The 10,672-nt window shown below is 66.7% G+C and carries 9 protein-coding genes and 1 pseudogene; all 10 read right to left on the minus strand.

Annotated features, from left to right (window positions below):
- Positions 1–110, minus strand: a pseudogene (locus I0Q12_RS33025) (NADPH-dependent oxidoreductase); the annotation flags it as partial.
- 174 nt (positions 111–284) lie between these two features.
- Positions 285–1,553, minus strand: a complete 1,269-nt coding sequence (locus I0Q12_RS16360; protein ID WP_197252900.1) for an LLM class flavin-dependent oxidoreductase — start codon at positions 1,551–1,553, stop codon at positions 285–287.
- Positions 1,550–2,437 (minus strand): LLM class flavin-dependent oxidoreductase, encoded by an 888-nt coding sequence (locus I0Q12_RS16365; protein ID WP_197252901.1) that lies wholly within the window; start codon positions 2,435–2,437, stop codon positions 1,550–1,552. The genes I0Q12_RS16360 and I0Q12_RS16365 overlap by 4 nt, the downstream gene beginning before the upstream one ends.
- Positions 2,419–3,255: an alpha/beta fold hydrolase gene (locus tag I0Q12_RS16370; protein WP_197252902.1), complete on the minus strand. Its 837-nt coding sequence runs from the start codon at positions 3,253–3,255 to the stop codon at positions 2,419–2,421. The genes I0Q12_RS16365 and I0Q12_RS16370 overlap by 19 nt, the downstream gene beginning before the upstream one ends.
- Positions 3,255–4,568, minus strand: a complete 1,314-nt coding sequence (locus I0Q12_RS16375; protein ID WP_197252903.1) for an NtaA/DmoA family FMN-dependent monooxygenase — start codon at positions 4,566–4,568, stop codon at positions 3,255–3,257. Before I0Q12_RS16375 ends, I0Q12_RS16370 begins: the two co-directional genes overlap by 1 nt.
- 82 nt (positions 4,569–4,650) lie before the next feature.
- Positions 4,651–6,186, minus strand: coding sequence for a sugar ABC transporter ATP-binding protein (locus I0Q12_RS16380; protein ID WP_197252904.1), 1,536 nt, complete (start codon positions 6,184–6,186; stop codon positions 4,651–4,653).
- On the minus strand, positions 6,183–7,202 hold the full coding sequence (locus I0Q12_RS16385) for an ABC transporter permease (RefSeq protein ID WP_197252905.1): 1,020 nt from the start codon (positions 7,200–7,202) through the stop codon (positions 6,183–6,185). Before I0Q12_RS16385 ends, I0Q12_RS16380 begins: the two co-directional genes overlap by 4 nt.
- A gap of 24 nt (positions 7,203–7,226) precedes the next feature.
- Complete coding sequence (locus I0Q12_RS16390; protein WP_197252906.1) at positions 7,227–8,372, minus strand: substrate-binding domain-containing protein; 1,146 nt, start codon at positions 8,370–8,372, stop codon at positions 7,227–7,229.
- Between the two features lie 370 nt (positions 8,373–8,742).
- A complete protein-coding gene (locus tag I0Q12_RS16395; RefSeq protein WP_307846284.1) occupies positions 8,743–9,492 on the minus strand; it encodes a GntR family transcriptional regulator in 750 nt (249 codons plus the stop codon).
- Between the two features lie 130 nt (positions 9,493–9,622).
- Entirely contained in the window at positions 9,623–10,411 is a 789-nt protein-coding gene (locus tag I0Q12_RS16400) for a GntR family transcriptional regulator (protein WP_231610799.1), read from the minus strand.
- Positions 10,412–10,672: the final 261 nt, after the last annotated feature.

The following is a 10,672-nucleotide window of genomic DNA, read 5'->3' on the forward strand; positions in this document are numbered from 1 at the left end:
TCCACGACGTGGTCGGGCGCCTCTCCGGTGAGCGCGGTCGCCAGCAGGTTCGCCGCGTCGAGGGTGCGGGAGCCGGGCTTCGGATTGCCGGCAACGACAGTGACCTTCATGTGGATCTCCTTTCGGGCGAGACGTTCCGCCCGTCACCGGGTATTCGACCCGACGTGTGTGTCGGGAATGCGACCTGAATGTGGCGTACATATTGCGCCGATGCACTTCGCGTCCACACGTGGATCACCTGCGGAAACTGCGCGACGTCGGCTGATTGATACGGAAAAACGCCGCTACCGGCCGACGGACATCGACCGGTCCAGTCGCTCCCGGAACGTCCCTTCCGCGTACTCGCTGCGGGCGAGCCCACGACGCTGGAGCTCGGGGATCAGGCCGTCGAGCACCTCGTCGAGATAGCGCCGGGTGATGAGCCCTCCCCCGCCGTGGAAGAGCAGGAAACCGTCGCCACCGACGACCTCCATCGCTTCCTCCATGCGGTCCGCGACCGTGGCCGGCGAGCCGACCAGATCGAGCGAGGTCGACTCCCCCGTGCTGCCGAGAACCTTCCGGAGAGAGGACTCCCGCGTCAGCCGCTTCATCGTGTCGAGAATGCTCTGAGCCCCGTTGGTGGTCGCATCCTCCGGGATCGGCGCGTCGAGATCGTATGTGGAGAAATCGATCTCGGAGATGTTCGACAACTGGACGATCCGGCGCAGGAAGTTGTCCGACTCCGGAGAGTACATCCGGTCCCGCTTCGCAACCGCTTCCGCGTCGGTCTCCCCGAGGATCGGGGTGACCATGTACAGAACCCGGCATCGGTCCGGGTCGCCGCCGCTGCGTTCGATCCGTTCCCGGATTCCGTCGCGGTATTTCTTCATGGCGTCGATACCCACTGGAACGGAGACGATCAGGTCGGCCCACTCGGCAGCGAAATCCATGCCCGCCGGCGACCCGCCCGCCTGGCACAGGACGGGACGGTCCTGCCGGCCCATGGGAGCGGCGGGACCACTCACCCGGTAGTACCGGCCGTCGAACTCGACTCCGCCTCTGCCGGACCACATCTCGGAGACCACGCGCAGATATTCGTCGGCGCGGAGGTAACGCTCGTCGTGCTCCCACAGTTTCTCGAGGCCGACGTTCTGGGCGGCGAGATCCTCGAAGGAGGTGACGATGTTCCAGCCGCCCCGGCCGTCGGACAGTTCGTCGAGCGTCGCCTGCATCCGCGCCAGCCGATCCGGCGGGTAGAGACTCGTACTCATCGTGGTCACCACTCCGAGCCGGCTCGTCTCCTGGGAGATGGCCGCCGCCAACGGAAGCGGATCGTGCTTGGGTGCCTTCACGGTGGCCTTGAACTCGGCCACCATGTCGCCGCCGAAGTTCTCGGGCACCACACTCGAATCCTCGAGCATGATGAAGTCGATGCAACTGCGTTCGAGCGCTTTCGCCATGTCGACGTAGAAGTTGCCATCTGTCCACGCCCGCGGATCGGGCCCCGCCCAGGGACGGTTCCAGCCGGTGGGCATGTAGTTGACGAACCATCCGAGCGTCATCGGCTCGCTCATGCCGACACCTCCTGTTCGGCGTGATAGGGGACGAATTCGAAGTCGGAGGCGCTCAGACCGAATCGGTCGCGCAGCAATCCGCCTCGCGGGGTGGGCACGAGCGCAGGGAGCTTCTCGTGCAACACCTGCCCGATGAGTCGACCCGATACGGCAGAGAATGCGTATCCGTCTGCGGACGTCACCGGAGGCGCCACCGCTGCCTCCCCGGCGACCCGCAGCAACACGCAGTCCGCACTCGCCCGCGCTGCGCGAATGTCCTCCTCGCACCGGACGACGAGAACATCGGCGACATCCGATTCCGCTGTTCCCTCGCGGTATTCGGCGAACCGCACCGCGCGTCCCTGGGGTGGGCGGGGTGCGTTCAGCGGACCGCGGGTGGAGAAGTAGGGGCCGTGATAGTTCGTGACGTGGACACAGTCCGCGTCCACGTACCGGCCGGAGGGCACGTCCGCGATCAGGGCATCGGGCTCCCACGAGTTTCCGAGGGCAGCGGTCGCGGCGAGATAGTCGGCGAGCGCGTCCTGGCGCTCGGCCTCTGTCGCTGTGCCGGCGCACCACCGGCCGCTGTCGTCGGTGCTCACGGTTCCGGTGTCACGACCGGAGACGAACCATCCGGCCCGGCCGCGGGTCAGTGCGTCGAGGGTTCCCAGAGCGCGTGCCGTGAGAAAGGGCGGCTGGCACCACGGGGAGATCTCCGCGACGACGCCGATCCGCGGGGCGCGACGCGATGCCGCCGCTGCCAGCAGCAGCGCCTCCGGGCAGTCGGCACCGCCCGGCAGGACCACCGCGTCGGCGCCCGCGAGATCGAGCTGGACGATCGTGCGCAGCATAGTGGCTGCGCTGTCCGGTTCGAGGAACCACACGACTACGGGACTGGTGGGCATTCGACCTCCTCGGAGATGTCGGTGAGGAATCCGATGTAGTGCTCGAGGATCGCGGCAGGATCCTGGTCCAGGATGTAACCGCCGCCTTCCAGGGCGACGAATCGCGCGTGGGGAATCGCGCGCACGGTCTCCGGCACGTACGGGTACAGCACGTCGGAGGTTCCGCACAGCAGCAGCGCCGGCGCGGTGACCGTCTCCAGCAGGGCCCCGACATCCGTGGAGAAGACCGCGAGATAGGCCTCGTGCCAGCGCACGCCGGCCCGGAGCTTGTCGACCACCTCGCGATGCCGGAGAACCAGATCCGGCGCGTAGGTCAGGTCGGCGTCGATCGTGCCCACCTGTTCCCAGGCCGTGAGCAGATGCGCGCCGTCCATGGTCGGTGTCATCGCGGTGACCCCCGCGTGCCACCGCGTCCGATCCTCCAGGGTCATGGCCGTTGCACCCACCATCGCCAGACTCTCGACCCGGTCGGGATGGCGCGCCGCCATCGTCGCGGCGATCGCGGCGCCGGTGTGGTGACCGAGTACGTGTGCGCGTTGTGCGCCGAGGGTGTCGAGGACGGCGGCCATGTCGTCGGCCCACCGCTCCAGCGCGTACTGCTCACGCGGAACGTAGGACATACCGAATCCCGGGGTGTCCGCGGCGACCAGCGTGTAGCGCTCGCCGTATCGCGCCTCGAGGAACTTCGCGGCGAACGCTTCGTACATCGCCGACGACGCGGCCGTCTGGTGCAGCAGGAGCACCATCTCGGGGCCCGACCCCGCCGTGCGGGCATGAATCTGCCCGCACGGCGTGTCGACATAGAAGCGGTGCATCATCAGACGAACGACCGCAGGTTCTCGCGCAGCGTGGAGTGGGCGTAGTCGGTGCGCAGAAGCCCGCGACGCTGCAGGGCGGGAGCGACACCGTCGGTCATCTCCGCGATGGACTGGCGGCTGATGGGCTGTCCGTAGATCAGGAAACCGTCGCCACCGACCTCCTGCATGAACTCGTCCATCTGCGCGGCGATCGAGTCCGGGGTACCCACCATCTCCGTGGTCTGGACGCGCATTCCGCTGAAGCCTTCACGGATGGTGCGGCCGCCGAGTTGCTTGCGCCAGACCTCGAGCTGGCTCTGATGCCCGTTGGTCGAAACATCGTCCGGGATCGGCTGATCCGGATCGAACTGGGAGAAGTCGATTTCCATGGTCGCCGCGAAGTGCGCCATCTGGACCTCGAAGTTGTGCTCCTTGCGGGCGTACCAAGCGGCGTTCTTCTCCTTGGCCTCCTGCTCCGTTTCACCGACGATCGGGTACACCACCGAGAAGACCTTGATGTCGTCGGGGTTGCGCCCGAACTTGGCCGCGCGAGCGCGGATGTCCGCACGATATTCCTTCGCTCCCTCGACGCCGTGCGGGATCGTGAGGATGACGTCGGCGTACTTGGCGGCGAAGTCGCGGCCGCGCGGCGACCCGCCGGCCTGGCAGAACACCGGACGTCCACCGGGGCCCGGAGGCACGTTCAGGGGTCCACGGGACTTGTAGAAGCGGCCCTCGTGGTGGATCGGATGAACCTTCTTGTAGTCGGCGTAGTAGCCGCTCTCCGGGTCGGCGAGGATGGCTCCGTCCTCCCACGAACCCCACAGCTTCATCGCGACGTCGACGAACTCCTCGGCCATCTCGTACCGGAGGTCGTGTTCCGGCAGCTTGTCGAGGCCGTAGTTCTGCGCGGCGAGGTCCTCGCTCGAGGTCACGATGTTCCAGCCCACTCGCCCACCGGTGAGGTTGTTGAGGGTCGCGAACTGCCGGGCCAGCTGGTACGGGTGGTAAAAGGTCGTCGAGGCGGTGGCGATGATCCCGATGTGCTCGGTGGCCGCGGCGAGCATCGAGGCGGTCACGACGGGATCCATCTTCGGTGCGTACCGCGCGTGCTTGAGTTCGATCTCGGCGGTGCCGCGGTAGATGTCGCTGACCATCAGCGAGTCTTCGATCATCAGGAAGTCGAAGCCGGCGCGTTCGAGGTTCCGGACCATGTCGACGTAGAAGCGGCCGTTGAAGTAGTTGGTGGTGGCGTCGATGCCGCTGTACGGCGACTTCCATTCGGGGGCAGCGAGGTTGCCGAACCAGCCGAGACGGAACGGATCTGCAGTCATGTTCGTGGTCCTTCTCTTCGTCGAACGCGGTTCCGCTGTCGCGGGAACCGCGAGTCTGTGCCGTCGGGATCCGACGGCATGGTCAGTGAATTGCCAGGAGCGCGTCGTCCGCCGGGGATTCACACGCTTCGAGGAGTTGTTGTTCGGTCAGTCGCGAGCCGGACAGTTCGTCGATCAGGTTTCCGTGGTGCAGCACCAGCACCCGGTGACACACCGCCGCGAGGAGTTCGTGTTCACCGGAGAACACCACCACCGCAGCGCCGTTCGTCGCCGCGGCCATGGCGTCGGCCAGCAGGTCCTTGGCCGAACCCGGGTCCACACCCTGTGTGGGTTCGTCCAGCAGCAGAACCCCGGGCTCGAGCTGCAGCCACTTCGCGAAGACGACCTTCTGCTGGTTGCCGCCGCTGAAGGCGGACATCGGCAGTTCGGGCCGGTTCGGATGGACGTTCACCTCGGTCATCAGCTGGGCGGCACGCTTGCGCATCGCCTTGATGTCCAGCCCCTTCCACCGGCGATGCCGTTGCACGACGGGAAGGATGACGTTCTCCTCCGCGGTACCTTCCACCCAGCAGCCGTCGCGCAGCCGGTTTCCCGGCACCAGGGTCATCCCGTGGTCGATCGCCTGCCGCGGATCACCCGCCCGCAGCTCGGTTCCGTCCACCAGAACGGCTCCGGCGACCGGCTTCTCGTCGCCGGCGAGGTCGTCGGCGTCACCGGACTGGCGGGCATGGGGCAGGAAGAACTGCCGATGCTGCTCGCCGGCGACCTCGCCGGCGCGGACCGTGAGGTCGACGTCCGTGACGCGTCGTCCGGTCAGGCCCCGCACCGTCAGGCGCGGGGCGCCGAGCTCGACGGTGGGAGGAGCCGGGTAGAAGTCGTCCATGCGTCGCCCCAGCATGTGGGCGACGAGCTCGGCGCGGGACGTGTCCTCGATCGCGACCTCGACCACGTCCCGGCCGGCGCGCATCACGGTCGCCCGGTCGCACACCTCCATCACCTCGGCGAGCCGGTGGCTGATGAAGATCACGCCTGCGCCGGCGTCCGCCACCCGGCGCATGAGCCCGAGCAGCCGGGATGCTTCCGGACGAGGCAGCGCGGCGGTCGGTTCGTCCAGGATGAACAGCTGCTCGTCCGTGTTCCCGTCCATCAGGCGCATCGCCCGCACCACCGCGAGCAGGGCGCGCTCGGCGGGGCTGAGGGTCGACACCTGGGCGTCGAGCGGGAAGTCGAAGCCGAGCCGGTCCATCAGCTCGCGGTAGATGGCCTTCTCGCGTCCGACACGCACCGGCGACAGCAGTCGGGCACCGTATTTGGCGTTCGCACCCAGATTCTCGAGGACGGTCATGTCGTCGACCAGACCGATGTCCTGGTGGATGACGGCGATACCGTGCGCGTGCGGAGCGTCCACCGGGAGGGTCAGGGTTCGGCCGAACACCTCGACCGACCCCTCGTCCGGCGTCACCACACCGGTCAGCGATTTGACCAATGTGCTCTTGCCGCAACCGTTCTGGCCGAGAAGGGCGTGAACCTCGCCGGGGCGCACGTACAGGTTCAGGCCGTCGAGCGCGACCGCACCGCCGTAGGACTTGCGCAGCCCGAGGACGTTGAGGGCCGTCATGTCCGGGCTCCTGCCCGGCGCTTGCCGACCAGCTTGGCGGCGGTGACCGACACGATGAGCGCGAGACCGTAGAAGACGTTGGTCACCCAGGTCTGCGCACCGAGCAGCTGGAGCGCAGTGATACCCACCGTCAGCAGGTAGAGGGCGGCCACGGTGCCCCAGGCGTTGAATCGGCCGACGGTGATCGCGGTCGCTCCGAGGAATGCCGCCGCGAAGGGCTGCAGCATGTACTGAGCGCCGACGCTGGGGTCGACGGCCCCGAAGTATCCGGCGAAGCAGATGCCGATGAACGCGGCCAGCAGGCCCGACACGATGTAGGCCGACGTCCGGATCCGGTCGACGGAGATGCCGGCCAGGCGTGCTGCGGCACGGTTGCCGCCGATGAAGACGGTGTACCGGCCCAGCGGGGTGCGCTGGTAGACGTACCACAGCACCACGACGAGCACCCACGCGTACCAGGTGATCATCGGCAGCCCCAGCAGCTGCGAACGGGAGAAGTTGACGAAGCCGTCCGGCACGCCGGCCACGATCCGGCTGTCGGTGATCAGGTACGCGAATCCTGCCAGCGCCGTGTACGAGCCGAGGGTCGCGACGAACGAATCGACGCCCACCCGCACCACGATGAGCGCGTTGATCGCACCGACGAGGGCACCGAGTGCGAGCGCGGTGAGGATCGCGACGTAGGCCGGATATCCGTTCTTGGTCATCACGGCGACGATGGCTGCGGTCGCCACCATCGTCTGCGAGACCGACAGATCGAAGTCTCCGAGGCGCAGCACGATCGTGGCGGTGAGGGCGAGCAGGAGCACCAGCGACTGGGCGTTGAGCATCGTGGTGAACAGCGATGCCGTGCGGAACTGTGGAAGCGTGGCGACGCACAGCAGGACGAGCAGCCCGAGCGCACCGACGAGCGCCCAACGTTCGAACGCTCCGTCGAAGCGGGACGAACTCTTCGTCACGGGAGCGGGTATCGCTTCCGGGGTGGTCACTTCAGGGGTTGTGGCGGAAGTCGTCATGCGGAGGATCTCCTGTTCGGCCGGCTACTGAGCCGAGGACCATGCGGACTTGAATGCCGACTGGTAGTCCGCGTATTCGGGCGAGATCGACTCGACGCCCCCATCGCCCACGTTGTCGGCGTCGATGACGCGGGTCGGAATCACGTAGCCGGGAGCGCTTTCGCCGAGCATCGCGCGGGCCAGGTCGTCGACGGCGAGCCATCCGATCCAGCCCGGAGGCGGGGTCGCGATGTCCATGTCCTGACCGGAACCGGAGGCGATCGCGTCCAGGTTCGGCTGCAGGCCGTCCCGGCTGAGGACCTTGGCCTTGGAATTGGCCGCGGACAGAACGGGATCGACGTAGGTCACCGCGCTGTCCCACACGGGGAAGATGTAGTCGATGTCGGGATCACGCTGCAGCGTGGTCTGCAGCTGGCTGCCGACGTCGGTCGCCACGTTGGCGACGTCGACGTCGATGATGGTGACCGAGCAGTCGGGGCACTCTGCCTCGATCTGCGACTTCGCGCCCTGAGCGAGATTGTCCCACACGGCGACCGAGGTGGACGAGATGATCGCCAGGTTGCCGGCGCAGCCGCTGTCGGCCATCACCCAGTCGGCGGCCATCGCCCCGTCGGCGCTGAAGTCCGACGTGAGGTTTCCGTACATGCCCGCCGGAATCGCGTCGTCCGGATCGGTGTTCAGGGTGTTCTGCACGGGGATGCCGGCGGCCGCGGCAGAGGCGAGTGCCGACGACACCACGCTCGGATCGATGCCGACCAGGATGATTCCGGCCGCCTTCTGGGCCACCGCCTGTTCGATTCCCTCGTTGAATCGGTTGGTCATGCCCTGACCGTCGTAGCGGACCACCTTCATCCCGGCGGCCGTGGCGGCTTCCTCGACGCCTTCGACCATGTCCACCGAGAACTGGTTCATCGTCACCGTGATGAACCAGATGGTGTCTCCCTGGAGCTTTGCCAGGTCCAGCGGTGCCGTCGGCGCGATCAGCTCGGCCGGTGCCGTCGCGGCTGCGAGACGGGTCTGCACACCGTCGACGCATTCCTGCGCCGAGGCGGAAAGGGTCTTGTCCGAAGTGTCGTCCGATCCGACGTCGGTGGCCGCCGTACAGGCGGACAGTGCGAGCGACGCACCGAGGAAGAGCACCCCGACGGCCGTATGCTTGATCGATTTCATGCGTTCTCCGGTTCTAGCGACACGCCCGCGATGCAGCGCATCGGTCGGGCACGGGATCGAGTTCACGGCGACACCACACAACTCGTTCGCCTCAGTGACGACGACCAGTCAATGCGGTATCGATTGCGCCGCATGGTCGAGGCATTTGCGCGTCGATTGCGCCGTGTAACCCTCTGCGACACAGCCTGTCACCGAACGATTTGCGCAGGTCACGGACGTCGAGTTGGCGACGGATCACAGTAGGTCTCGATCAAAACGCCAAGGACGAACTCGAATTCGCCGCAGCTTCAACCACCCCGAACGCAAGAGTGCCCGCATTCCTCCGAAGGAATGCGGGCACGTAGCCTTCGAGCCGATCGTCAGCTGCACATCACAGTGCCACCTTCTCCGGAGCACTGCCGAGCGGGAAGGACACCCGATCGGCTCGGTAGTACGAGAACGTGTACTCCTGCACCGTCCCCTCCACGTCACGGAGGACCTGTTCGCGCATGAGCACCGGGGAACCCTCGCGCAGGCCGAGCACGCGGGCCGTGTCCGTATCGCAGGCCACCGCGTCGATCACCGTGTCCACCTTGCCGAGCGGGACGCCGTAGACGAACTCGAAGGCGTCGGCGAGACTCGGACACCGCTGCCACACCTTGGGTTGCTGGTACTGCTCGCGGTAGTACGCCATCCGTACGCCCAGCGGCTCCACGCCGGAACCCGTGACGTGCTCGAAGACGTGCTCGACGAGCCCCACGTGCGTGTCGTGGGTGCCCAGCCGAGACCGGATCGACGGCCCCGACGGCACCACGCGATTGTCGGTCTGCCGCACCGCGAATCCCGGTGGCGTGTGCCACGGCAGGATGTCGTCGACGGGAACCTGGAAGTACTCCTGCCGCACCCGCGTGCCCGTACGGCGGCGACGTTCCACGAGGCCTTCGGCGGCGAGTTGCTGCAGCGCCTCCCGAACCCGGGCGCGCGGAATGCCCATGGTCTTGACGAGACGGTCCTCGACGAGTTGCTCGTCGTCGACCAGAAAGCCCGACCTGATCAGCGATCGGATGAGGCCGTATGCGCGACGTGTCTGATTGGTCGCCCCTCTGGCAGGCGAATCCTCCCGAAGCATTTCCTGTGGCACTGTGCCTCCTGGATCCCTGATACCGAACGTCACGCCGGTACCGGGTCTTTTTACCCCATCGGCGTTTCGGGATCGTTACACCGGCAGACCCACCCGAAGCCGGGAAATTCGCTCAATGGAGCGGAGGTTCTCAATCCGGCTGTGGCCCACCGGTTGTCGCGTGCAGGTGCGGTGACGCGACCGATACCGTAGACGGCCGGCCGTGGACGAATGTGACGCGATCGGCTCGGTAGTGATCGAAGGCGATCTGGATCGGCCGTTCGTGAGAATCGTAGAAGGTCTGGTTCCGCACGACGACCGCGGAGCCCTCCGATATCCCGAGAATCCGGGCGGTACGACCGTCCGCCGTCGTCGCCCCGATCGACGTGTCGATCCGGGACACCGTCCGGCCGAAGAATCGAGAGGCGACCTCGCTCATCGCAGCCCGGCCCTCGTAGCTCACCGCGTCGAAGGACGATCGGAAGTACGCCGTGCGAATCCCGATCACCGCCCCCTTCAGCGCAAAGTGGTTCTCCATCATCCGCAGTCGTCGATCCGATGTCGAGAGTCTGGTTCTCAGCAACGAGGTGCTGGGAACGGTGCGTTGCTCGGTGATCACGATGTCCATCTCGTCCGACGGGGCGTCGGCGACGCGAATGTCCTCCAGCGCGATCCGGACTCCGGTGTTCACCACGATCGTGCCGCTGCGCGGATGTCGCACGACGACTCCCTCGTCCGCCAGTTTCCGAAGCGCTTCACGCACGGCGGTGCGGCTGGCGTCGAGAGCGGCGATCAGCTGATCCTCGACGAGTACCTGGTCTTCTGCGTAGATTCCCTCCCGCACCGAGGCCAGCAGCATGTCGTGCACTCGCCGCGAGAGGGTATTGCGGTTACCCGCCGATCCGCCCACCGCTCGCGGATGGGTGGCTCGTTGTCTCATGATGACGTTCTCGTTCATACTCGTCGGCCTCTCGGGTTCCGAATCCCCGGCGGCCGGCAGGTCTGCCGAACGCGGTCGAGGACCGCACCGGGCAGATGCAGTCCTCGACCGGATTCCGCCGGGTCAGAATTCGTGGATGTTCTCGTTCAGGGTCGTGTAGGTGTAACCGTCGCGGATCGCTCCGCGACGCTTCAGCGCCGGCGCGAGGCCGTCGGCGATCTCCGCGATGCTGTGGCGGGTCATCGGCGAGTACAGCAGGAA

It is taken from the genome of Rhodococcus sp. CX, assembly GCF_015865005.1.
In the GTDB taxonomy this organism is placed as follows: domain Bacteria; phylum Actinomycetota; class Actinomycetes; order Mycobacteriales; family Mycobacteriaceae; genus Rhodococcus.